23 protein-coding genes are annotated in these 23835 nt (G+C 66.0%); 5 read left to right on the top strand and 18 right to left on the bottom strand.

All coding sequences use genetic code 11. From position 1 onward, the window contains the following. The first annotated feature begins 254 nt into the window (after positions 1–254). The 3 genes from ABIA70_RS08950 to ABIA70_RS08940 are packed head-to-tail and all read left to right on the top strand — an operon-like array spanning position 255 to position 2460. Positions 255–1058, top strand: a complete 804-nt coding sequence (locus tag ABIA70_RS08950; protein ID WP_354147228.1) for an ABC transporter ATP-binding protein — start codon at positions 255–257, stop codon at positions 1056–1058. Positions 1059–1066: 8 nt separating this feature from the next. After that, positions 1067–1810: an ABC transporter permease gene (locus ABIA70_RS08945; protein WP_354147348.1), complete on the top strand. Its 744-nt coding sequence runs from the start codon at positions 1067–1069 to the stop codon at positions 1808–1810. Then, complete coding sequence (locus ABIA70_RS08940) at positions 1807–2460, top strand: TetR/AcrR family transcriptional regulator (protein ID WP_354147227.1); 654 nt, start codon at positions 1807–1809, stop codon at positions 2458–2460. The genes ABIA70_RS08945 and ABIA70_RS08940 overlap by 4 nt, the downstream gene beginning before the upstream one ends. Here the strand turns inward: ABIA70_RS08940 and ABIA70_RS08935 are convergent. The 8 genes from ABIA70_RS08935 to dxr form a co-directional block, all read right to left on the bottom strand. After that, positions 2444–3334, bottom strand: coding sequence for a GNAT family N-acetyltransferase (locus ABIA70_RS08935; RefSeq protein WP_354147347.1), 891 nt, complete (start codon positions 3332–3334; stop codon positions 2444–2446). The genes ABIA70_RS08940 and ABIA70_RS08935 overlap by 17 nt on opposite strands. After that, the gene (ispG, locus tag ABIA70_RS08930; RefSeq protein ID WP_108600185.1) at positions 3297–4463 is read right to left on the bottom strand and encodes a flavodoxin-dependent (E)-4-hydroxy-3-methylbut-2-enyl-diphosphate synthase; all 1167 of its coding nucleotides are present in this window, start codon (positions 4461–4463) and stop codon (positions 3297–3299) included. The genes ABIA70_RS08935 and ispG overlap by 38 nt, the downstream gene beginning before the upstream one ends. A gap of 50 nt (positions 4464–4513) precedes the next feature. Further along, positions 4514–4807, bottom strand: coding sequence for a YciI family protein (locus tag ABIA70_RS08925; RefSeq protein WP_354147226.1), 294 nt, complete (start codon positions 4805–4807; stop codon positions 4514–4516). Between the two features lie 89 nt (positions 4808–4896). Continuing rightward, a complete protein-coding gene (locus ABIA70_RS08920) occupies positions 4897–5412 on the bottom strand; it encodes a hypothetical protein (protein ID WP_354147225.1) in 516 nt (171 codons plus the stop codon). Continuing rightward, positions 5409–6074, bottom strand: a complete 666-nt coding sequence (locus ABIA70_RS08915; protein WP_354147224.1) for a MarR family transcriptional regulator — start codon at positions 6072–6074, stop codon at positions 5409–5411. The genes ABIA70_RS08920 and ABIA70_RS08915 overlap by 4 nt, the downstream gene beginning before the upstream one ends. Positions 6075–6210: 136 nt before the next feature. After that, positions 6211–6912, bottom strand: coding sequence for a hypothetical protein (locus ABIA70_RS08910; RefSeq protein ID WP_354147223.1), 702 nt, complete (start codon positions 6910–6912; stop codon positions 6211–6213). Positions 6913–7036: 124 nt separating this feature from the next. Then, positions 7037–8368 carry a M50 family metallopeptidase gene (locus tag ABIA70_RS08905; protein WP_354147222.1) on the bottom strand — a complete coding sequence of 444 codons (1332 nt, stop codon included), beginning with the start codon at positions 8366–8368 and terminating at the stop codon, positions 7037–7039. A gap of 18 nt (positions 8369–8386) precedes the next feature. Continuing rightward, positions 8387–9571, bottom strand: coding sequence for a 1-deoxy-D-xylulose-5-phosphate reductoisomerase (gene dxr / locus ABIA70_RS08900; RefSeq protein WP_354147221.1), 1185 nt, complete (start codon positions 9569–9571; stop codon positions 8387–8389). Positions 9572–9655: 84 nt separating this feature from the next. Between dxr and ABIA70_RS08895 the strand changes: the two genes are divergently transcribed. Then, positions 9656–11128, top strand: coding sequence for a lipase maturation factor family protein (locus ABIA70_RS08895; protein ID WP_354147220.1), 1473 nt, complete (start codon positions 9656–9658; stop codon positions 11126–11128). On the opposite strand, the gene ABIA70_RS08890 is transcribed toward ABIA70_RS08895, so the two are convergent. From ABIA70_RS08890 to ABIA70_RS08860, 7 genes are read right to left on the bottom strand one after another with little or no spacing between them, the layout of a single operon-like run. Then, a complete protein-coding gene (locus ABIA70_RS08890) occupies positions 11125–11964 on the bottom strand; it encodes an HpcH/HpaI aldolase/citrate lyase family protein (RefSeq protein WP_354147219.1) in 840 nt (279 codons plus the stop codon). The two genes, ABIA70_RS08895 and ABIA70_RS08890, sit on opposite strands and share 4 nt — an antisense overlap. After that, the gene (locus tag ABIA70_RS08885) at positions 11961–12518 is read right to left on the bottom strand and encodes a MaoC family dehydratase (RefSeq protein WP_354147218.1); all 558 of its coding nucleotides are present in this window, start codon (positions 12516–12518) and stop codon (positions 11961–11963) included. Before ABIA70_RS08885 ends, ABIA70_RS08890 begins: the two co-directional genes overlap by 4 nt. Next, complete coding sequence (locus ABIA70_RS08880) at positions 12515–13282, bottom strand: CoA transferase subunit B (protein ID WP_354147217.1); 768 nt, start codon at positions 13280–13282, stop codon at positions 12515–12517. The genes ABIA70_RS08885 and ABIA70_RS08880 overlap by 4 nt, the downstream gene beginning before the upstream one ends. A 2-nt stretch (positions 13283–13284) precedes the next feature. Beyond that, complete coding sequence (locus tag ABIA70_RS08875; RefSeq protein WP_354147216.1) at positions 13285–14079, bottom strand: CoA transferase subunit A; 795 nt, start codon at positions 14077–14079, stop codon at positions 13285–13287. A gap of 49 nt (positions 14080–14128) precedes the next feature. Beyond that, positions 14129–15304: an acyl-CoA dehydrogenase family protein gene (locus ABIA70_RS08870; protein WP_354147215.1), complete on the bottom strand. Its 1176-nt coding sequence runs from the start codon at positions 15302–15304 to the stop codon at positions 14129–14131. A 2-nt stretch (positions 15305–15306) separates the two neighbouring features. After that, the gene (locus ABIA70_RS08865; protein ID WP_502917186.1) at positions 15307–17532 is read right to left on the bottom strand and encodes an acetyl/propionyl/methylcrotonyl-CoA carboxylase subunit alpha; all 2226 of its coding nucleotides are present in this window, start codon (positions 17530–17532) and stop codon (positions 15307–15309) included. A 7-nt stretch (positions 17533–17539) separates the two neighbouring features. Beyond that, entirely contained in the window at positions 17540–19147 is a 1608-nt protein-coding gene (locus tag ABIA70_RS08860; RefSeq protein ID WP_354147214.1) for a carboxyl transferase domain-containing protein, read from the bottom strand. 155 nt (positions 19148–19302) lie between these two features. Between ABIA70_RS08860 and ABIA70_RS08855 the strand changes: the two genes are divergently transcribed. After that, entirely contained in the window at positions 19303–19962 is a 660-nt protein-coding gene (locus ABIA70_RS08855; RefSeq protein ID WP_354147213.1) for an SACE_7040 family transcriptional regulator, read from the top strand. A 92-nt stretch (positions 19963–20054) separates the two neighbouring features. On the opposite strand, the gene ABIA70_RS08850 is transcribed toward ABIA70_RS08855, so the two are convergent. The 3 genes from ABIA70_RS08850 to pdhA are packed head-to-tail and all read right to left on the bottom strand — an operon-like array spanning position 20055 to position 23709. Next, positions 20055–21503 (bottom strand): dihydrolipoamide acetyltransferase family protein, encoded by a 1449-nt coding sequence (locus ABIA70_RS08850; RefSeq protein WP_354147212.1) that lies wholly within the window; start codon positions 21501–21503, stop codon positions 20055–20057. After that, positions 21500–22510, bottom strand: coding sequence for an alpha-ketoacid dehydrogenase subunit beta (locus tag ABIA70_RS08845; protein WP_354147211.1), 1011 nt, complete (start codon positions 22508–22510; stop codon positions 21500–21502). Before ABIA70_RS08845 ends, ABIA70_RS08850 begins: the two co-directional genes overlap by 4 nt. Then, the gene (gene pdhA / locus ABIA70_RS08840) at positions 22510–23709 is read right to left on the bottom strand and encodes a pyruvate dehydrogenase (acetyl-transferring) E1 component subunit alpha (RefSeq protein ID WP_502917185.1); all 1200 of its coding nucleotides are present in this window, start codon (positions 23707–23709) and stop codon (positions 22510–22512) included. Before pdhA ends, ABIA70_RS08845 begins: the two co-directional genes overlap by 1 nt. Between the last annotated feature and the right edge of the window lie 126 nt (positions 23710–23835).

Raw genomic sequence — 23835 nt, 5'->3', positions numbered from 1 at the left:
AAAGCCCCTGGCCCCCATTCGGGCTGGTCATTGCGGCCGGGCGTGGCTCTTCTTGCCGTTTACGCCGTTGGTTTACTGGTGAGGACTGGTGAGACCGCCCACCCACTCCAGCGCAGCTAGATCGAACCTATGTGATAGCTGACACGTTGACAAGTATTTTTTCCATTCGAAGTTATTGACGGCCCTCACGGGCAGGCCTAGTTTTAATTCATCAGGTGGTGAATTTAGGAATTGCCATCACACGGGAGGCCTCAATGTCCCATGCAGCATCGCTGGCAGGCCCCGGAACCGGCATGGCCGTCACCGTCAATGCCCTTCACATCATCCGGGACAGGACTCCGATCCTGCGTGGTCTCGACTTCGCCATCCCTGCGGGCCGGATCACCGGCCTCCTGGGGCCGTCCGGCAGCGGAAAGACCACCCTCATGCGGGCGATCATGGGCGTCCAGGCCCTGACGTCCGGCTCGATCCGGGTTCTTGGTCTTCCGGCCGGCCACCCTGATCTCCGGCACCAGGTGGGCTACGTCAGCCAGTCTCCGAGCGTGTATCCGGACCTGACTGTCGAAGCCAACGTCCGCTACTTCGGCGCCATGCACCGCAAAGGCCGGACCGCGGCGGCAGAGGCAATCGCCGCCGTCGGGCTTGAACCGCAAACCCGGCAAAAAACGGGCGATCTTTCCGGCGGCGAGCTCAGCAGGGTCTCCCTGGCGTGCGCCCTCGTGGCGCACCCCGCGCTGCTGGTACTCGATGAGCCGACCGTTGGCCTTGATCCCGTCCTCCGGGCGGACTTATGGGGCAGGTTCCGGTCCATGGCCGAGGCGGGGACAACACTCCTGGTCTCCAGCCACGTAATGGAGGAAGCAAGCCACTGCGAATCGCTGCTGCTCCTGCGTGAGGGCAGGCTCCTGGCGCAGCTGACGCCGGCCGAATTGAGCCAACGCGGGCAGAGCACCGACCTTGAGCAGGCATTCCTGCACATCATCCTGCACGCTGCGGAGCAGTCCGGCCGCTCCCCCGGACATCGTGGCAGCGCGGCTGAAAGGACCGTGCGGCCGTGAACCTTATGATGATGCTGGCCACCACCCGGCGGGTCCTGGACCAGCTCCGCCACGACCACCGCAGCGTCGCGCTGATCCTGGTGGTACCGGCGCTGCTGCTGACCGCTGTGTACTTCCTCTTCGAGAATGAAACCCTTCCGCCGGGGGTGCCCAGGACGTTCGACCGCGTTGGCCTGATGATGCTGGCGATCTTTCCTTTTGTGGTCATGTTCCTGGTCACTTCCATCACCATGCTGCGCGAACGCACGTCCGGGACCCTGGAGCGGCTGCTGACAACGCCGGTTCATAAGGCCGACCTGCTGTTCGGCTACGGCCTGGCCTTCTCCATCATGGCCGCCCTGCAGTCGCTGGTTGCCACCGGGGTGGCGTACTGGATCTTTGGCCTGGACATCCAGGGCAGCCCTGGACTGGTGGTCATGATCGCCGTGATCAACGCGGTCCTGGGTGTCGCCTTGGGCCTGCTGTGCTCGGCGTTCGCCCGGACGGAATTCCAGGCTGTGCAGTTCATGCCGGTGGTCGTCGTTCCGCAAATCCTGCTGTGCGGCCTCTTTGTCGCCCGCGACCGCATGAACGACGTCCTGGAAGCGGTGGCGAATGTCCTGCCGCTCACCTACTCGGTGGATGCGTTGCAGGAGATCGCCGCCAATGCCGGTCCCACTGACCGGCTGTGGATGGATGCCGGGGTCATCGTGGCCATCGTCGTGGCCGTCCTGGTGCTGGCATCGTTGACCCTTCGCCGGCGGACACCGTGAACGGAACGGCGGACGACGGCCCCGCAGCCGGATCCGGACGCCGTGGCCGGCGGGGCGGGGCAACGGAGTCGCGCGCCGAGATTCTGGAGACCGCCCGGAGGCTGTTCGCCGAACAGGGTTTTGAAGGCACCAGCCTCCGCGGGATTGCCCGGGAAGCCGGTGTGGACCCTGCCATGGTCCACCACTTCTTCAACGGAAAGGACGAGCTGTTCGCGCTCAGCGTGGCACTGCCGGTGGACCCGGAAAAGGTCCTTGAGGGCGTCGACGAACACCTCCCGGAGGTCAGGGGCGAGGCTATTGTGCGGGCAGTGCTTCGCGTGTGGGAGAGCCCGGCCCAGCACAGCCTGGTGGCCTTCCTGCGGGGAACCATCGGGTCCAAACCCAAGACTCTGCTTTTGCGGGAACTGGTATCGCGGGCCGTCCTCAGCCGGATCATGGCAGGGGTGCCAGGTCCGCCCGCGGAAGTGGCTTTGCGCGGGAACCTGGTGGCCACACAGATGGTGGGCGTGATGCTGGTCCGCTATGTGGTGCGGCTTGAACCCCTCGCCTCCGCCTCGCCCGAGGACGTGGTCCGGCTCGTGGCCCCCACTGTCCAGCGCTACCTGACGGGGGAGCTTCCCGAAGAAAAGCCGGCTAAAAGAGGACCGTAGCGAACGTGCCCACTTGGCGGAAACCGACGCGCTCATACGTCGACCGGGCACGGAGGTTGAAACCGTTCACATACAGGCTGGTCACGGGAGCAAGTTTCCTGGCCTGCTCCACGACGGCTGCCATGTAGCCGGCGCTCAGACCCTGCCCGCGGTAGCCGGGGTTCATCCAGACGCCCTGAATCTGCGTGACGTCCGCCGTTACCGCCCCGAGCTCGGCCTTGAAGACCACCTCGCCGGAGCTGTTGACGTGTGCCAGCGAGTGGCCTTGGCGGATCAGGCCTTCAACGCGGCGGCTGTAGAACTCCTTGCCGCCCAGGAATGGCGAGTAGCCCACTTCCTCTTCGAACATGGCCGCGCAGGCAGGAAGGATCCGGTCGAAATCGGCCAGCCTGCCCAGCGCAAGGTCCGCGTTAGGTGCCACGGCGGGCGGCCGGTCAAGGGTCATGAGGGGCTGCTCGTCCCGCACTTCGTGGGCTGTGTGCCCCAGTTCGGCAAGTTCGGCGTGGAGCGCGAGGACCGGCTCAGCGGGGCCGAAAGCCGAGGCGAAGCGTCGCCCGGAGCTGCTCGCTGCGGCTGCCACGAGCCCCGCGAACGCGGGGTCAAGTTCGACAGGCACAAGGTTGGCCCCGGTCCAGCAGGCACCCACCAGGATCCCGTCGTCGAACACGCCCAGGACGGCGGCACCGCCCGTGGTGGGCGCTGCAGTTCCTGCCGACCGCAGGTGGGCAAGGATGAAGACATTGGCCACCGGGTCCTGTTGCGCAAGGTGCCGGAGGGCAGGGGTGTCCGCACCGGTAAGGGCATGGACGGATATCCCCGCCTCTGCGGTGCCCGGCTTATGAGACGCTAACCACGGGGCTACCCTTGACAGCATCTTCGCCATCGGCCTCCCCCATCTCTTCAGCAATGCGCATGGCCTCTTCGATCAGTGTCTCAACAATCTCACTTTCAGGCACGGTCTTGATGACTTCGCCCTTCACAAAGATCTGGCCCTTGCCGTTGCCGGACGCCACTCCGAGGTCCGCCTCGCGTGCTTCGCCGGGTCCGTTCACCACACAGCCCATGACGGCAACGCGCAGCGGAATCTCCATTCCTTCCAGGCCGGCGGTGACCTGCTCGGCAAGGGTGTAGACGTCCACCTGGGCGCGGCCGCACGAAGGGCAGGATACGATTTCGAGCTTGCGCGGGCGCAGGTTCAGGGACTGGAGGATCTGGTTGCCCACCTTGATTTCCTCCACCGGCGGGGCGGACAGCGAGACCCGGATGGTGTCGCCGATGCCCCGTGAGAGGAGTGCTCCAAAGGCGGTGGCCGACTTGATGGTGCCCTGGAACGCCGGCCCTGCTTCGGTCACGCCCAGGTGCAGGGGCCAGTCGCCCTGCTCGGCGAGCATCTCGTAGGCGGCGACCATGATGACCGGGTCGTTGTGCTTGACCGAAATCTTGAAGTCGTTGAAGCCGTGCTCCTCGAACAGCGAAGCCTCCCACACGGCGGACTCCACCAGCGCTTCCGGGGTGGCCTTGCCGTACTTCTTGAGGATCCCGGGCTCCAGCGAACCTGCGTTGATGCCGATCCGGATAGAGGTACCGTGGTCCTTCGCCGCGCGGGCGATCTCCTTGACCTGGTCATCGAACTTACGGATGTTGCCGGGGTTCACCCGGACTGCGGCGCAGCCGGCCTCGATGGCCGCGAACACGTACTTGGGCTGGAAGTGGATGTCAGCGATGACTGGGATCTGGGATTTGCGGGCGATGATGGGCAGCGCCTCGGCATCGTCGGCCGACGGGCAGGCAACGCGAACGATGTCGCAGCCTGAGGCGGTGAGTTCCGCGATCTGCTGCAGGGTGGCGTTGATGTCCGTGGTGGGCGTGGTGGTCATGGACTGCACGCTGATGGGCGAGTCCGAGCCGACTCCGACGGAGCCCACCTTGATCTGGCGCGTCTTGCGGCGGGGGGCGAGGACGGGCGGCGGTGCTGACGGCATTCCCAGGCTGACCGAGGTCACGTGGACTCCTTGGGTAGGTTTTTTTCGGGGGTGAGAGAGGTCCGTCTGAATCAGGACGCGTGCGCTGCCAGGATGCCGATCACGGGCGTCCACTCTGTACTGCGGATACCGGCGATGGCTCCCGCGACGGCGAACGGGTCCTGCTTGAGGAGGTCATTCAGTGCGGCTTCGTCCTGGACCTTGAAGATCAGCAGGGCGCCTGCGCCGTCACCGTAGGGTCCGCTGGTCAACAGTTGGCCGTCCTCCGCGAGGCCGGCCAGCCAGGCGCGGTGCGCAGGACGGTGCTCATCAAGGACGGCGGAGGAATCGGCGGCGTACACGTATTCAACGGCAAAAACAGTCATAAGGACACCCTATCCCCCGGCGTGGCCTGTCGCCGATCCCCGCGGGAGGTTCCCGCCCGCTGGGAGCGCAGACCGGTCGGGCACGCAGCTCAGCTGAGGAAGAAAACCTTGGCGATCGCCGCCGTCCCCGCCGCCCACAGCATCGACGTGAGCGTCCCGATGATGAACCGTTCCGCCGCCACCGGCGTTTCCTTCAGTTCAGCGAACCTGCCCAGGCCCTTGACAGCCACGATGTAGGCAATGGCCACCGGTTGTCCGGCCAGGATGGCCAGGCAGACACCAAGCCGCTCAAGGACGCCGATGATGGCACCGCCACGGAGGATCCGCTGGGCCGGGACCGGCTGGGTGACGTCCGACGTCGGCTGGCCGGCCCCCGCCGTCAGCTCGCCGTCGACGGTTTGTCCCGTTTGGGCCGGCGGGGCCGCAGCGAGGGTGTCCACGGTGACGTCGGCCGACGGGTCCTGGGCTGAGGCGTCCTGGTCCGCCTTCCCGGCGGCGTCGGCTTTGTCATCGATGGTCCTGGCGAGCCGAAACACCAGGGCGGTCACAGGCCACCCCATGAATCCGGCCACAACCAGGGCGATGGTGATCCAGAGTGCGTTCACCGGTCTCCTTCAATCTGGGAACGGGCGTAGTCCAGGAGCATGGCTGCAGCCGGCCTGGCTGCACATTCTTCCGGCCAACCGGACCTGAGCACGGCACGGCTCACCGATTGCTCAGTGATTCCGAGCTCACGGGCCACTTGTTTCTGGCTGCCGTGTTTTCCGTCACCGCTGTGGAGCTCCCGGAGCCGGTCGACCACCCGCCATTGGGCTTCCGTTCGTTGCTGCACGACGCGTCCGATCAGGCGGAGCACTGCCTGGGCATTTGCACTGGCCATGGATCCTTCCTTGGCTGCGGGAGGGACCTCCCGGCCACGGCCCATATTGCCGGACACCACTGACAGCGGGACCTGGCCGGCCGCGCCCTTTGCCAGCTCCACGGCCTTCCGGGCCGCCACAAAGCCGCTTCCGGAGCCTTCGCGCGGGCTCCCGCCAGGCTGCAGCTGCACGGTTCCGATCCCGATCCCGACGTACCATTGCCCGCTCCGGAGCGCATGCAAAGCGATCTCCACCACCTCTGCGGCGTCTTCCACGACCCCCTGGAGCTCATCGCCCACCGAACGCTCAAAGGGCTCGGGTGTGAGCCTGCGCAGCTGGGAAATCAGGTCCGGGACCCGATCGATGTCGCTGGTGCTGCCCCGCTGATCAATGGTCAGAACGTACATGGGGCAACCGTACGCAGCTGATCGGAAATAATCAATCGAAAACAGCTGATTACTTGATATCAGCCGAAATAGGCTGACTATGGAATTTCACCCTTCGAGCGGCACGGGCTGTCTGAGTCAGGCACGTCAGGCAGGGTCAGGCCGAACCCGCCCCGGCGAGGTCGGGTGCCGCAGCGCGCTCCCGGGATGCGCTCCAGGCGATCCATCCCCCTGCCACAGCCATGAGGAGGGCCCCCGCAGATTGTGTGGGCAGGCTGGCACCCGTTGTCGCCTGCCCCAGGACGACACCCAGGACGAAAAACAGCACGGTGCCTGCAGCCCAGAGTGCGCCCGCCCATCGCGGCAGGATGCGGGAACGCCAGACCGCGATCCCCAGAAGCACGTTGCCGACGAATGCCAGCAGGAGCCCCAGGAGGAACGCCCCGTTCATGGACCCGGGAAACTCCAGCTGCATCACGTCCTGGTTTCCGGCCAGGTAGGCCTTGCCAATGGCAGGGCTGGCGAAGGTGGAGATCACCGCCGGCACAAGCAACAGCGCCGTTCCTGCAGCAGCGGTGACCATGCCTGCCAGTGCGAGTCCGCCCGCACGGCTGTTGGCCAGGCAACAGCCCAGGGCGAAGACACCAAGGAGGGTCAGGACCGTGCCTGCGGTGCCGCCATACAGGTGGCTGAACTGGTAGGAGTCGGTGCTGACAAAGCGCGCCCAGGCTTCCGGGTCCTTCGCCTGGTCCGGTTGCGGCTCCAGGGTCGCCCAGGCAGTGACAAGCCAGGACAGAGCCAGCGCCCACAGCCCTGCCTGGATCCAGCGTCTGACGATCTGCGGGTTCGACGTACGCATGGTTCAGGTTAAGTCCGGGCCCGCCCACGCCAACAGGGCCAAAAGACTCGCTGCACGGCCCCTGCCTGCACTGCTGGCCCGGCACTGCACGGCTTTTAGGCAGGCACTCCCCCGGCGCCGCCTGTCAGCCGAACAGGTTCACCGGCTTCACGATGTCGGCGTAGATCAGCAGCGCGCTCATGCCCATCAGCAGGGCCGCCACCACATAGGTCACCGGGAGCAATTTGGCGATGTCGAAGGCGCCTGGGTCCGGCTTGCCGAACAGCTTGGCCACCCGCCGCCGGGCCCCTTCATAGAGCGCACCGGCCACATGGCCGCCGTCGAGCGGGAGCAGGGGGATGAGGTTGAAGACCGCGAGCGCAAAGTTCAGCCCCGCCAGCAGTCCCACCAGCGCACCAAGCCTGGACTGGAGGGGCACCTCTTCCATGGCCGCGACCTCACCGGCAACCCGCCCTACGCCCACCACACTGATGGGACCGTTGGGGTCACGGGCTTCCTCGCTGAAGGCCGCTTTGGCAACGCCCACCACCCGGGCTGGCAGGTTGAACACCACCCCGGCCACCTGCCTGATGTTTTCTCCCGCCATGGGCAGGACGGACGACGCCGGCTGGGCAACCAGCTCGGTCTGCGCACCAATGCCCAGGAAGCCTACATCCTGGTACAGGAGGGTTCCGGCGTCGTCCTTGGCCTGGCGGCCGTCCACCCCGATCACGGGACGGGCCGACAGCACCGGCGTCACCGTGGTGGTGACCGGGGCGCCGTCGCGTTCGACGGTAATGCTGACTTCCTTGCCGGCAGAGGCACGGATCCACTCGGTCAGCTGGTCCCAGCCGGTGACTGCCTTTCCATCAAAGGAGGTGACCACATCGCCCGGCAGGAGTCCGGCCGCTGCCGCCGGGGTCAGCCGGCAATCGGGGGAATCGGGATCGACCGTCTGCCCGGCCGCAACCTGGCATTTGGAGACGTCAGAGATGGTGGTGGTGGCAGTCGCCACGCCGAAGCCCATCAGCAGGACCGCCGTGAGCACCACACCGATCAGCAGGTTCATGGCAGGACCACCCAGCATGACGATGACTTTTTTCCACACGGGCAGCCGGTAGAAGACCCGGTTGCCGTCCTCGGGGCCTACCTCCTCGTGGGCCATGGAGCGGGCTTCGGTGGCCAGCGTCTGGAACATGCCGGTGCTGGAGGGGCGGACCGTGCCGTCGTCCTTGTTCGGCGGGTACATGCCGATCATGGACACGTAGCCGCCCAGCGGAATGGCCTTCACGCCGTATTCGGTTTCACCCTTCCGTTTGGACCAGAGGGTGGGACCGAAGCCGATCATGTACTTGGTGACACGCACCTTGAACAGCTTCGCCGGCACCAGGTGCCCCACTTCGTGCAGCGCGATGGACACGGCGATGCCGATCGCCACGAAGACGACGCCGAGGATAAAAAGGATGACGGGACTCATGCGTGGATCTGCTGCTTCCTAGAGACTGCTGACTGCTAAACGTTCGTGGGCGCGCTCGCGTGCCCATTTTTCAGCATCCAGTACCGATTCCAACGTCAGCCTGGAAGAACCTGAATGTTCGCTGAGGACAGCATCGATGGTGTCCACGATTTCGGTGAACCGGATGCGCCCTGCGTGGAAGGCCGTAACCGCTTCCTCGTTCGCCGCGTTGAAGACGGCAGGAAAGGTGCTTCCCTGCTTGGCCGCGTCCTTGGCCAGCGCCACTGCCGGGAAGGCTGCCGAGTCCAGGGGTTCGAAGGTCCAGCTGGTGGCCTTGGTCCAGTCACAGGCTGCGGCGGCCTTGGGAACCCGGTCGGGCCAGCCCAGCCCTAAGGCAATGGGCAGGCGCATATCCGGCGGCGACGCCTGGGCAATGACTGACCCGTCAATGAACTGGACCATCGAGTGCACCACTGACTGCGGGTGGACCACAACCTCTATCCGGTCCAGGGGCACGTCGAACAGCAGGTGGGCTTCAATGAGCTCAAGGCCCTTGTTAACCAGCGTGGCCGAATTCGTGGTGACCATCAGGCCCATGTCCCAGGTGGGGTGCGCCAGAGCTTCTTCCGGGGACACATCGTGGAGCTGTTCGCGGGTCCGGCCGCGGAAGGGACCGCCTGAGGCGGTCAGGATCAGTTTTTCCACCTCGGCGGCGGAACCGGACCGCAGGCACTGCGCGATGGCCGAATGCTCGGAGTCAACCGGAACGATCTGGCCCGGGCGGGCGGCGGCCTTGACCAGCTCGCCGCCCACGATCAGCGATTCCTTGTTGGCCAGGGCCAGCGTTGCCCCTGACTTCAGCGCGGCCAGCGTGGGTGCCAGGCCGATGGAGCCGGTGATGCCGTTCAGGACGACATCGGCGTCCACCGCTGCGATCCGGGCGGCAGCGTCCGGGCCGCAAATGATCTCTGGCTTGTACCCTGTCCGCCCTGCGCTCCTCGCCGCCTCACCGATCAGGGCTTCGAGCTGCCGGGGATCGCCGGCAGCGATTCCCACTACGCTGACCCCGGTATGGACCGCCTGCCGGGCCAGGAGTCCGAGGTTTCCCCCGCCGGCGCTGAGTGCCACTACCTCGAAAAGGTGCGGGGCGCCGTCGACGACGTCAATCGCCTGGGTACCTATGGAACCCGTGGATCCGAGAAGGACGATTCTGCGTGGCTGCATGGCTTAAGTATCCCGCACAGGAGTCATTGTCCGGTCCAGCAGCGGATCTGGAGCCAAGGCAGACGTGGGCGTAACGTGGAGTGCGTGGACTGGGTTTCCTGGTTCGATGCTCCGGAGTACGGATTCGCCCGGAACGTGCTGCAGCGAGGCGTGGCGGCGTTGTACTTTGTTGCGTTCCTGTCCACCCTGAACCAGTTTCCGGCGCTCCTGGGCGAACGCGGACTGCTCCCGGTTCCGGACTACCTTGAGGGTTTCAGCGCACGGCGCCGGCCCACCCTCTTCCGCTGGCACTATTCGGACCGTCTGCTGCGTGCGGTCTGCCTTGCCGGCCTCGCTGTCTCCGCCCTCCTGGTTGCCGGTGTCCCCCAGCTGGGGCCGCCGTGGGTTCCGCTGATCGCCTTCCTGTCCTTGTGGCTGCTGTATATGTCGATCGTCAATGTCGGCCAGACGTTTTACGGTTTCGGCTGGGAGATGCTGCTTCTGGAGGCCGGCTTCACGGTGGCGTTCCTGGGCTCGGACCAGACTGAGCCGCCCCGGACCATCCTGATCCTGGTGGCCTGGCTGGTGTTCCGGCTGGAGTTCGGCGCCGGGATGATCAAGATCCGCGGCGGCCGGGAATGGCGGGACCTGACAGCTCTCTACTATCATCACGAGACCCAGCCGATGCCCGGCCCCTTAAGCCGGCAGGCGCACCTGTTGCCCAAGCCCTTCCACCGGCTGGAGGTGGTGGGCAACCACTTTGCCCAGCTGGTGGTGCCGTTCTTCCTCTTCGCGCCGCAGCCAGTGGCCAGCGCGGCCGCGGGCATCGTCATCTTCACGCAGCTGTGGCTCGTGGGCAGCGGTAACTTCGCCTGGCTGAACTGGATAGCCATTGTGCTGGCATTCTCCGCGGTGAGCGATCAGGCAGCCCATGCGGTGCTGCCCTTCCTGCCACTGGACTGGCATCCGCTCGAGGGCAGCCGTGGGAATCCCCCGTACTGGCTGGCGATCACCCTGGTGGCGACCCTGCTGCTGGTGGTGCTGAGCTACTGGCCGGTCCGCAACCTGTTTTCGAAGCAGCAGCTGATGAATGCGAGCTTCAATCGCTGGCAGCTTGTCAACACGTACGGCGCTTTCGGCACGGTGACCAAACAGCGCGTGGAAATCGTGGTGGAGGGGACACTGGACGAGGATCCCGGCGAAACCGCCGACTGGAGGGAGTACGGGTTCAAGGGAAAGCCCGGGGATGTGCGCCGGCTGCCCCGCCAGTGGGCGCCCTACCACCTGAGGCTGGACTGGCTCATGTGGTTCCTGCCGCTCCGGACGGTCCACGAGGAGTGGTTTTATGCCTTCCTCGCCAAGCTCCTTGAGGCGGACCCCCGGATGCTGCGGCTGCTCCGCCATGACCCGTTCGACGGCGCACCGCCGCATTGGGTGCGTGCCCGCAGCTACCTTTACCGTTTTGCCACGCGGGCCGAGTTCCGGGAGACGGGCGAGCGATGGGTCAGGACCCCGCTTTATGAGGCGATTCCGCCGTTGTCCCTCCGCCGGACGCCGGGCCGCCGGCCTGCACGCTAGCTGTGGATTCCGGCCCTGCGGATGGTGGCCTCCGCGTGCTTGAGGATGGGCCCGTCGATCATCTTGCCGTTGAACTGGAAGACGCCGGCACCAGCTGACGCGGCGGCCTTGAGCAGCTCGGTTGCGGCGGCGACGTCGGCCTCCGAAGGAGCATAGGCGCCCCGGACCACCGCGGCCTGGGTGGGGTGGATGCAGGCCTTGGAGCCGAACCCGGAAGCGACGGCGTCGGCAGCTTCCACCGCCAGCCCCTCGAGGTCCGGGATGTTGACGTACACCGCGTCCACGGCGGCCTTGCCGAATGCCCGGGCTGCGATCAGGACGGCTGACCGGGCGTGCAGGGCAACGGCGCGGTAGCCGCCGTCGTCCTTTCTGCTGGACGTGCCGCCCAGCGACGCCACCAGGTCCTCGGCGCCCCACATCAGTCCAACGACGTTGGGGGCGGCGGCGATGGCGGGGGCGTTGAGGATTCCGACGGCGGTCTCGCACAGTGCAATGACGTGGAAGCCGCTGAGCGCTTTGAGCTGGTCCGCGCTCTCCGCTTTGGCCAGCATGACCGTCTTGTACGGTGTGTGGGCCAGGCAGTGCAGGTCCTTCTCGAACTCATCGGTGCCCGCGGGATTGATCCTGATGATGGTGCGGCTGGGATCGAGTTCCGGTACGTCGCCCGCTGCCCCGAGCTGTGCGAGGATCGCGCCGCGGGCGCGCTGTTTGTCCGCGGGTGCCACGGCATCCTCGAGGTCGAGAATGACTGCGTCCGCCCGTTCCGAAGCTTTCTGGTACCGCTCGGGGCGGTCGGCAGGGCAGAACAGCAGTGCAGGTCCCATCACGAAAGTCATACAGCCATTGTCCCCTTTTGGCTCCCGGATTGCTGCCCGGATCGTGCCTGTTGGGTCCACATAAGGCACGTGCGGGTGGCCAGTCCCACAACGGTGCCGTCCTGGTTCCGGCCCGTGTGCTGCATGGTCACAAGCCCCTGGCCCGGACGGGACGCTGAAGGGCGCTTCTGCGTAATGACGGTCTCCGTGTAGAGCGTGTCACCGTGGTACAGGGGGTGCGGGAAGGACACATCCGTGAGGCCCAGCTGGGCGATAATAGTGCCCTGGGTCAGTTGGGTGACGGACTGCCCCACCATGGTGGACAGCGTGAACATGGAGTTGACCAGCCTCTGGCCGAAGGGCTGGCCGGCGCTCCAGGCGGCGTCGAGATGCAGGGCCTGGGTGTTCATGGTGAGGGTGGTGAACAGCACGTTGTCCGCCTCGGTCACCGTGCGACCCGGTCTGTGCGCGTAGAGCACGCCCTCCTCGAGCTCCTCGAAATACAGGCCGCGTTGTTCAATGACCCGGGGAATGGCCGGGGTTGAGTCTGCCGTTGCCCCTTCAGTGTCCGTCATACGGTGAGTTCCTGGTCTTCCTCGAAGAGCTCGGCGCCGGTGGCAGCTGCCACGTCCTCCACGGACACGTTGGGGGCCAGTTCGCGCAGCACCAGCCGGGAAGATCCTTCGTCGCGCACGACGTCGATGACGGCGAGGTCCGTAATGATCCTGTCCACGCAGGCTTTGCCGGTCAGCGGAAGCGAGCACTGCTCCACGATCTTGGGCCGGCCGTTCCGGTCCACGTGTTCCATCATCACGATCACCTTCTTGGCCCCGAAGACCAGGTCCATGGCGCCGCCCATGCCCTTGACCATCTTGCCTGGGATCATCCAGTTGGCCAGGTCCCCGTTGGCGGCCACTTCCATGGCGCCGAGGACCGCCACGTCCACATGGCCGCCGCGGATCATGCCAAAGGACGAAGCGGAATCGAAGAACGCGGCACCCTTGTTGACCGTGACGGTTTCCTTCCCGGCGTTGATGAGGTCAGGATCCACCTGGTCCTCTTCCGGATAGGGCCCGACGCCGAGGATCCCGTTCTCCGAGTGGAGCACCACTTCCACGCCTTCCGGGATGTAGTTGGGGATCAGGGTGGGCATGCCGATCCCCAGGTTGACGTACTGGCCGTTGCTGAGCTCCTGCGCCACCCGGGCGGCCAGTTCGTTCCGGGTCCAGCCTTTCGTCTCCGGGTTGACGCCTGCGGGATGCCCGACGGCGGGGGGCCGGTATTCATGACGGACGGCTTCAGGGCGGGGCGGGGCCCCTTGCGGGCTGGTGGACTCCATGGCTACGCTCCTGCCTGTTCTGTTGCCTTCTCGGATCCGGAGGCACGCGTGAGCGCCACCGTCCGCTTTTCAATCCGCTTCTCACCGGCCGGGACCACCACCACCCGCTGGACGAAGATGCCCGGCGTGTGGACATGCTCCGGTTCCAGCTCGCCCGGCTCAACCAGTTCCTCGACCTCCGCTATGGTGATCCGCCCGGCCATGGCGCACAGCGGATTGAAGTTCATTGCCGTTGCGTGGAAGACCAGGTTGCCGTGGCGGTCGCCCTTCCAGGCGTGGACCAGGCCGAAGTCGGGCGTCAGCGACTCTTCGAGCACGTAGTCGACGCCGTTGAAGGGCCGCACTTCTTTGGGTGCTGAGGCGATGGCGATGCCGCCGTCGGCGTCGTACTTCTGGGGCAGGCCGCCGTCGGAGACCTGGGTGCCCACGCCCGCCTTGGTGTAGAAGGCCGGGATGCCGGCACCGCCGGCGCGGAGCTTCTCGGCAAGCGTTCCCTGCGGGGTCAGCACCACTTCGAGCTCGCCCGACAGGTACTGCCGCGCGAACTCCTTGTTCTCGCCCACATAGGAGCTGATGGTCCGCCGGATCCGGCCATCGCGGAGCAGGACGCCCAGGCCCCAGTCGTCCACCCCGCAGTTGTTGCTGACGGTCTCCAGGTCCTTGGTGCCGTGCCGGTGCAGGGCGTCGATCAAAGCGACAGGTATGCCGCACAGGCCGAACCCGCCCACCGCGAGCGACGCGCCGTCGGGGATGTCCGCGATTGCTTCCTCGGCGCTGGCAACAACCTTGTTAATCATCAGTGATCCTTTCAGGGCGGCTACAGTGCGAGGTCCTACAGTCCGGTTTCTACAGTCCGAGTTCGCGGGCGATCAGCATCAGCTGGACCTCCGTGGTGCCCTCTCCCACTTCAAGGATCTTGGAGTCGCGGTAGTGGCGTGCCACGGTGAATTCGTTGATGAAGCCATAGCCGCCGAATACCTGGGTGGCATCCCGCGCGTTGTCCATGGCCGCCTCGCCTGCGACCATCTTAGCGATGGCCGCCTGCGTCTTGAACGGCTTGCCGGCCAGCATTCTGGCGGCTGCGTCGTAGTAGGCGAGCCGGGACGTGTGAGCCCGGGCCTGCATGCGGGCAATCTTGAAGGCGATGGCCTGGTGCTTGCCGATGTTCTGGCCGAAGGCGCTGCGTTCCTTGGCGTATTTCACCGAGAGGTCCACGCAACCCTGCGCGGCACCGGTGGCCAGTGCGGCGATGGCGATCCGGCCTTCGTCCAGGATGGAGAGGAAGTTCGCGTACCCTCGGCCCTCCTCGCCGAGCAGGTTCTCCTCCGGCACCCGGACATCCTTCAGCGTCAGCGGGTGCGTGTCCGAGGCGTTCCAGCCCACCTTGTTGTAGGCCTTCTCGGCCTTGAAACCCGGTGTGCCGGTGGGCACCAGGATGGTTGAGATCTCCTTCTTGGTGCTGCCGTCCGGGCGTTCCTCCTGGCCCGTGACCGCGGTGACAGTGACGAGGCGGGTGATGTCGGTGCCGGAGTTGGTGATGAACTCCTTGTTGCCGTTGATCACCCATTCCGTCTTTTCTCCGACGGTCTCGCGCCGGGCGTGGGTTTTGGTTCCGCCGGCGTCCGAGCCTGCTTCCGGCTCGGTGAGCCCGAAGCCGGCGAGCGCCTGGCCCGACGCCAGCATCGGCAGCCACTCATCCTTCTGGGCCTCGGTGCCAAAACGGTAAATAGGCATGGCTCCCAGCGAGACTCCCGCCTCCAGGGTGATGGCTACTGACTGGTCCACCCTGCCCAGCTGCTCGAGGGCGAGAGCCAGGGCGAAGTAGTCTCCGCCCATACCCCCGTGCTCTTCGGGGAACGGCAGGCCGAACAGGCCCATGTCCGCCATCTGCTTAACCACTTCGTAGGGGAAGCTGTGTTCCTCGTCGTGCTTGGCCGAGACCGGGGCGACCACCGAGTCCGCAAAGTCACGGACCGTATCGCTGAGGTCCTGGTATTCCTCGCTGAGTTCAAAATCTGCCATGGCTACGGCTCCTGGATCGGTTCTTGGCGTGTTTCGTGAATGGTGGCCAGGACCTGGTCGAGCTTGACCAGATCGCCGGCTTGAGCGGTGATGTGGACGGTGCCGGCCACCTCGGCGCTCAGTTGGTGTTCCATCTTCATGGCTTCCACGGAGAGGAGGAGCTGGCCGGCCGCGACGGTGTCGCCGTCGCTGACGGCAACAGAGACCACGGTGCCCGGCATGGGCGAGCGGACTTCGGGGTCCCCCGCGCCTTCCTCACGATGGATGGCAGCAAGGACCCGGCTGAGCCGGGATTCCCTTGTCAGCACTTCCAGCCGGCAGGACCAGCCATCGTTGCCGATGAACAGTTCCGTGGGCCAGGCGGGGGCAAGGTTATCCCACGTGGGCGTGACGGGGCCGGTGTAAACCGGCGCGAAGGAATATGTGACGGCTTTTCCGTCGAGACCCAGCACGGCGTGCCTGCGTGAGCTGGACTCCAGTGATGCCTCGCGTTCGGGCCCGTTGTCCACGGTGACGCGGACTGGTGCGTCCACAACGCGGCCGCCGGACACCCTGACCGTTGCCACGCCGCCGTCGGGGGTTCCGAGGCTGATCCGCCGGGGTGCCGCGGAGCCGAGCCGCCAGCCTTTCCTGTTCTGCCACGGTCCGGCGGGGGCCGGCATGTTGTCCTGTTCCTCCTGCGTGAGCGCGTACAGCGCCGCCGCCACCAGTTCGGAATCGGCGACGCGGCGGAAGGCGAGGTCCGGGAGCTTGCGTTCGATCAGTCCCGTATCGAGGTGCCCGGCGCGGACATCGGGATCGTTGATCAGCAGGCGCAGGTATTCGACGTTGGTGTCGATGCCCAGGGCGGTATACCCCGCGAGCGCCCGGTCAAGCGTGTCAAGGGCGGCGGTGCGGTCCGCACCCCAGGCGATGACCTTGGAGATCATGGGGTCGTAGCTGGAGGAAAGCTCCAGGCCCTCGAACAGGGACGAGTCCACCCTGACGCGGCCCGTGCCGGTCTCCACTTCCGCCCGGGCCGGGGCACCGGGGCGCTGGGCGGGGCCGGGAAGTTCGTCGAGCAGGAGAACGGTGCCGGTGGAGGGCAGGAAATTACGTTCCGGGATTTCAGCGTAGACGCGTGCTTCCACAGCGTGCCCCTGAAGTCCGACGTCGGATTGGGCGATGGTGAGCACCTCGCCGGCGGCGATGCGCACCTGCCACTGGACCAGATCAACGCCCGTGACCATTTCCGTAACCGGATGCTCCACCTGGAGGCGGGTGTTCATCTCCATAAAGAAGAACTCGTCCGGGGCCTCGTCTGAGACGAGGAATTCCACCGTTCCGGCTCCGCTGTAGTGGACACTGCGCGCTGCCTGGCAGGCTGCCTCACCGATCCGGGCCCGGGTTGCTCCGCCGTCGTTCAATGAATCCAGCAGCGGCGAGGGGGCCTCCTCAATGACTTTCTGGTGGCGGCGCTGCAGCGAGCACTCGCGCTCCCCCAGGTGGATGACATTGCCGTGGTTGTCCGCCAGGACCTGCACCTCGATGTGCCGGGGCGTACGCACCAGCCGCTCCAGGAACAGTGTGTCATCGCCAAAGGCGCTCGCCGCGACCCGGCGGGCGGTTGCCAATGTGGCTTCGAGCTCCTCGGGGCGCTCCACGATGTGCATACCCTTCCCGCCGCCCCCGGCGGAAGGCTTGATCAGCAGCGGGAACCCGACGCCGGCCGCGGCGTCCATGAGCTCGGCGTCGGTCATGCCCGGTTCGGCAACGCCGGGCACCACCGGAACTCCGTACCCTGCCACGTGGTTCTTCGACCTGATCTTGTCCCCCATGATGTTCAGGGACTCGACGCCGGGGCCGATGAACGTGATGCCGGCCTGTTCCAATGCACGGGCGAACTCGACGTTCTCGCTGAGGAAGCCGTAGCCGGGGTGGACGGCCTGGGCTCCGGTGTCGCGGCAGGCCTGGATGATGGCCGCGATCTTCAGGTAGCTTTCGGTTGCAGCGGCGGGGCCGATCCGGACGGCCACATCCGCCTCGCGCACATGCCTGGCACCGGCGTCGGCATCGCTGTAGACAGCCACCGAACGGATACCGAGTGAGCGCAGGGAGCGGATCACGCGGCAGGCGATTTCGCCGCGGTTGGCCACAAGTACCGTACCGAAGAGGGGCTTCGCCGCCGTGCCGGCCGAGGCCGTGGCGGTAAAGGCGGGTGAAGGAGGGGCGGGAAGGGGGAAAGTCACGGCGGGCTCACATCCGGAAAAGGCCGAAGGAGGTCTCCGGCAGCGGGGTGCGGGAGACGACGTCGAGCGCCAGTCCCAGGATGGTGCGGGTGTCCGCGGGGTCGATCACGCCGTCGTCCCAGAGACGGGCCGTGGAGTAGTAGGGGCTGCCCTGGTCCTCGTACTGCTGCCTGATCGGAGCCTTGAAGGCGTCCTCGTCCTCAGCGGACCATTCCTCGCCACGGGCCTCGTACTGGTCGCGCTTGACGGTGGCTAGCACGCTGGACGCCTGGTTCCCGCCCATGACGGAGATCCGGCTTGCCGGCCACATCCAGAGGAAACGCGGAGAGTAGGCCCGGCCGCACATGGAGTAGTTGCCTGCACCGAAAGACCCGCCGATGACCACTGTCAGCTTGGGCACCCGCGCAGTGGCCACAGCAGTGACCATCTTGGCGCCGTTCTTGGCGATGCCGCCCTGCTCGGAATCCTTGCCCACCATGAACCCGGAAATGTTTTGCAGGAACACCAGCGGGATGCCGCGCTGGTCGCACAGTTCGATGAAGTGTGCGCCTTTGAGGGAGGACTCGCTGAAGAGCACGCCGTTGTTGGCGACGATCCCCACCGGGTGGCCGTGGAGCCTGGCAAAGCCGGTGACAAGCGTGGCGCCGTACTCCTTCTTGAATTCATGGAACCGACTGCAGTCCACGAGGCGGGCGATGACCTCACGGACGTCGTAGGGCGCGTTGACGTCCGTGGGCACGGCACCGTACAGCCCGGCAGGGTCCGCCAAAGGTTCGACGGCGGTTTCCACGTCCCATGCGGGGGCGGCCGGCTTTGGCAGGGTGGCGACGATGTCCCGAATGATTTGCAGGGCGTGTTCGTCGTTCTCGGCGAGGTGGTCCGTGACGCCCGAGATCCTGGAGTGCACGTCGCCGCCGCCCAACTCCTCGGCGGTGACGATCTCGCCGATGGCCGCTTTCACCAGCGGTGGGCCGCCGAGGAAGATGGTGCCCTGGTTCCGGACGATCACCGTCTCGTCGCTCATGGCAGGGACGTAGGCGCCGCCGGCCGTGCAGGAGCCCATCACGGATGATATCTGGGGGATTTTGGCGGCGGACAGCCTGGCCTGGTTGTAGAAGATCCTGCCGAAGTGCTCTTTGTCCGGGAAGACCTCGTCCTGCTTGGGGAGGAACGCTCCGCCGGAATCCACCAGGTAGATGCAGGGCAGCCGGTTTTCGAGGGCGATTTCCTGGGCGCGCAGATGCTTCTTCACGGTCATTGGGTAATAGGTGCCGCCTTTGACGGTGGCGTCATTGGAAATTACCAGGACCTGGCGGCCGTGGACCAGGCCGATGCCGGCTATGACACCGGCTCCGGGTGAGTCGTTGTTGTACATTCCGTTGGCTGCGAGCGGCGCAATTTCCAGGAAAGGGCTGCCGTCGTCGAGCAACTGGTCAATGCGTTCGCGCGGCAGCAGCTTGCCGCGCGCCACGTGGCGTTCGCGCGATGCGACGGGGCCGCCCAGTGCAGCTTCAGCCAGCTTTGCCCGGAGCTCGGCGACCAGCGAGGTTTGCGCCTTGCTGTTTGCAGCGAAGGCGTCACCCGCAGGGTCCAGCCGGCTGGTGAGGGTCTCCATCGACGGTGTCCGGTCCTGTTCTGTTGAGCCGCGCCCGAACTGGCGCCAAGCCAACTCGGTTAGTGCTTTGTAACTGAAATTCAGGTTAGTCTTTATTAACTGTGATGTCCAACACAGATAGGCATTGCTAGAATTTGCTGGTCCAAGGAGGAAACGTGCCCACCAGCCGACCGGTCCCGCCTGCACAGCCGGCGCCGACAGTCCCGCCTGCCCCGGCCACCCAGCGGAGCCAGGCTAAGGAGAACCGGCGGCAGGCCCTGCTAGTCGCTGCCGCATCGCTCTTCGCGGTGAACGGGTTCAACCGGGTATCCCTGGAGGACCTGGGCGCCGCCGCGGGCGTCAGCGGCCCCGCCGTCTACCGGCACTTCCCCGGAAAGCAGGCGGTCCTGGGCGCCCTGCTGCTCACCGTCAGCCGCGACCTCCTCGAGGGCGGCCGCCGCGTAGTGGCCGAAACCTCCGATCCCCTGGCAGCGCTCCGGCGGCTCGTCTGTTTCCAGGTCGATTTTGCCCTGGGGAAGCCTGACGTGATCCGGGTACAGGACCGGGACTTCAGCAACCTCACCCCGCAGGACCAGTTCGAGGTGCGGACGCTGCAGCGGAATTACGTGGAGCTCTGGGTTGAAGTCCTTGCCCGGCTGCACCCCGCGGATGACGCGGCCGAACTGAGGATGCGCGCGCACGCCACCTTCGGGCTGATCAACTCCACGCCGCACTCCGTCCGGACCCACGGGCGCAAGGTCACCGCGAAATCAGCCCGCCCCCTGCTGGAAGGCATGGCCATGGCCGCGCTCACCGTGGACGTCCAGGAGACCTGAACTGACAAACGGCGTGGAAGCGGCCCGGCCCGCATGACCGCAGCTGGGCAGCAATCGTCATGCGGGCCGGGGCCGGTCCAGCGAACAGCAGCCTAGATCATGGTCAGCACCATGCCGGGCTCGGCCAGGATGGCGCCGACGTCGGCGAGGAAACGCGATCCCTGCTCCCCGTCAACCAGCCGATGATCGAACGACAGGCTCAGCGTCATGACCTGGCGCAGGGCCACTTCGTTCCGGAATTCCCAGGGCGTCTTCCGAACGGCCCCCATGGCCAGGATGGCCGCCTCGCCCGAATTCAGGATGGGCGTGCCGGCATCGATGCCGAACACGCCGATATTGGTGATGGAGATGGTCCCGCCGGACAGTTCGGCCGGAGCCGTCTTGCCTGCCCGCGCCGAGTCGGTCAGTCCGGTGAGGGCCTCGGACAGCTCCAGCAGCGACATGGTGTCCGCGTCCTTGATGTTCGGAACCGTGAGTCCGCGGGGCGTCGCGGCGGCGATGCCGAGGTTCACGTAGTTGAACTGAACCACCTCCTGGTTGGCTTCGTCCCACCTCGAATTCAGCGCCGGATTCCGCCGGAGCGCGATCAGGACTGCCTTCGCCACGATCGTCAGGGGTGTGAGCTTGTGGCCGGAAAAGGCTTTGCCTGCCTTCAGCTTGGCGAGGAGTTCCATGGTGGGCGTCACATCCACCGTCAGGAATTCGGTGGCGTGCGGTGCCGTGAAAGCACTGGCCACCATGGCGGCGGCCATGGCTTTCCGGACGCCCTTGACCGGGCTGCGGACCTCCCGCTCCCCGCGGGATGCACCACGCTCAGCGGACGCCTGATCCGGTACTGTCGCGTCATCCGATACGGCAGAAAGATGGCGCACCGGCGCCGCAAGGTCCCCGCCCACGAAGTTCAGGACGTCTTCGCGGGTGATCAGCCCGTCAGTGCCGGTGCCACGGACAGCCGACAGTTCCACCCCAAGGTCCTTGGCGAGTTTCCGGACGGGCGGGGTGGAGCGGGGGCGCTCGGTACCGGTTGTCTCAGGTTCTGCCACGGGGGCTTCGGTCGGCGCGGCCACCGCTCGGGCCGCAGGCACGGAACCGGCCACGGAGCTGGTCACGGACGCCGCGAAGTTACGGGTCCGCCGCGCGGGACGGCCTGAACTTTCGACGACGGCGCCATACCCCACGAGGTTGGGTTCCCTCTTTGCGGGACCCGCCGCCGTTGCGGCACCGCCGGGCGCTGCTCCGGACACCGCGCCCCCTGGCGACTCAGTCCCCGAACGCGACGCTCCGGCGTCGTCCGCCACTTCGAACGAGACGATCGGCTTGCCGACTTCCACCACGGTCCCCGGCTGTTCGTGAAGTTCCTTGACCACCCCGGCGAAAGGCGACGGCAGCTCTACCACTGCCTTGGCTGTTTCCACTTCGGCGATGACCTGGTTGAGGCTGACGGTATCCCCGACGGCCACCTTCCAGCTGAGGATTTCGGATTCGGTCAGTCCTTCACCGAGGTCGGGGAGCCTGAATTCCTTGATCATGGTGGCGCTCATCCTTCCAGCCCGCTGAGGGAGTTCGGGCGGCCCAGTGCGCGGTCCACGCCGTCAAGAATCCGGTCCAGGCCCGGAAGGTGGTGCATTTCAAGCTTGGAGGAGGGATAGGGGATGTCGAACCCGGTAATCCGCACCGGCGCCGCTTCAAGGTAGTGGAAGCACCGTTCGGTGATGCTGGCTGCCAGCTCGGCTCCCACACCGCCGTGCTGGCCAGCCTCATGGGTGACCACGAGGCGGCCGGTCTTGCGTACGGACTTTTCAACGGTGGCGAAGTCCACGGGGGCAAGCGAGCGCAGGTCGATGACTTCGATTGAGATCCCTTCGTCAGCCGCGGCGGTGGCGGCGTCCCTGGCAGTCTTGACCAGCGGCCCGTAGGCCACGAGCGTCACGTCCGCGCCCTCCGTCAGCACGCGGGCGGTGTCCATGGGCAGCGCGGTCCGGGGGTCAATGCCCTCGTCCACCTCGCCTTTGTCGTGGTAGCGGCGCTTGGGTTCGAAGAAGAGCACGGGGTCGTCGCTGAGGATTGCCTGCTGGATCACGGTATGGGCGTCCTGCGGATTGGACACCGTGACCACCCGCAGGCCCGACGTGTGCGTGAAGTACGCCTCAGGCGACTCGGAGTGGTGTTCCGGTGAGCCGATGCCGCCGCCGAAAGGAACGCGGATGGTGATGGGCAGCTTCACCGTGCCCCGGGTGCGGTAGTGCATTTTGGCGACCTGGCTCACGATCTGGTCGAACGCGGGATAAATGAAGCCGTCGAACTGGATCTCGAGCACCGGCCGGTACCCGCGGAAGGCGAGGCCGACGGCGGTGCCGATGATGGCCGACTCGGCCAGCGGGCTGTCCACCACGCGGTGCGTGCCGAAGTCCTTCTGGAGCCCGTCCGTCACGCGGAAGACGCCGCCGAGGGTGCCGATATCCTCACCCATAAGGATGACTTTGGGATCGTTTTCCAGGGATTTGCGCAGGCCGGAATTGATGGCACGGGCAAAGGTCATCTGGGTCATCAGCGTGCACCTTCTTCTGCAGTGGCTTCCGCGGGATCACCGAAGGAAGCCAGGTAACGGGTGTAGTGGTCCTGCTGCCGGTCCAGCCAGGAGTTGGGCGAGCTGTACACATGCTTGAAGACTTCCAGCGGTTCGGGGTCGGGCATGTTGATGCAGCCTGCACGCAGCTCGCGCGCGACGGCATCTGCCTTGTCCCGGACCTGCTGCTGCAGCTGGTCCGTGAGGAGGCCCTTGCGGTCCAGGAGCGCCTTGATCCGGGAGATGGGATCCTTGGCGGCCCAGTCCTCCAGTTCGTTGGCGTCCCGGTAGCGGGTGGGGTCATCCGCCGTGGTGTGCGGACCCATGCGGTAGGTGACGGCCTCGATGAACGTGGGGCCGCCGCCATGCCTGGCACGGTCCAAGGCCACACGGGTGGCTGCCATGACGGCCAGGACGTCGTTGCCGTCCACCCGGAGGCTGGGAATGCCGAATCCGGTGGCCCGGTCCGCGAGCTGGACGTGGGACTGCAGCCGCACCGGCTCGGAAATGGCCCAGTGGTTGTTCGAACAGAAGAAGACAACGGGCACCTGGAAGCTGGCCGCGAAGACCATGGCCTCGTTGACGTCGCCCTCGCTGGTTGCGCCGTCGCCGAAGTACGTCACCGCCACCGAGTCGGCGCCGTCGTTCTGGATCCCCATGGCGTAGCCGGTGGCATGGAGGGTCTGCGCTCCGATGATGATCTGCGGTGTGGCCATGTTGACTGTGTAAGGATCCCAGCCGGAGGCGGCAGTGCCGCGCCAAACCCTCAGGATGTCCGCCAGGTCAACGCCGCGGCAGTAGGCCACTCCGTTTTCCCGGTAGCTGGAGAACACAAAGTCGTCATCCCTCAGTGCCCTGGCGGAACCGACCTGCGCCGCTTCCTGGCCCAGCAACGGCGGCCAGAGTCCGAGCTCTCCCTGCCGCTGAAGGGCGGTGGCCTCGACGTCAATGCGCCGGATGACCGTCAGGTCCTCATAGAGGGAAGTCAGCTGCTCATCCGCAATGTCCTGCACCCAGGGGTCGAATTCCGGATGGCTGATCCGCTCCCCCGAGGGGGTGATCAGCTGGATGAGGTTCCTGCCTGGTCCGGCAGGGTTTTCCGAATTGCCAGCAGGGATTCCTGCATTTTCGACCGGGCGGCCTGTGCCCGTTCCGCCCTGGCCCGCTTCGTCTGTAGACACGATCGCACGCAACCTTTTCACGTCGTTTGACCGCTGCCTGGGAACTTGTGGTTCCGCCAGCCGCAGCCGCCCGGGCGCCGTTGCCCCGGATAATTGTGACCCTACTCACAATGCTCAATGGGTACA

The sequence above is a fragment of the Arthrobacter sp. 754 genome (assembly GCF_040548695.1).
Taxonomy (GTDB): domain Bacteria; phylum Actinomycetota; class Actinomycetes; order Actinomycetales; family Micrococcaceae; genus Arthrobacter.
The sequence above is the reverse complement of the archived record's forward strand: the minus strand, read 5'-3'. Positions and strand labels throughout refer to the sequence as shown.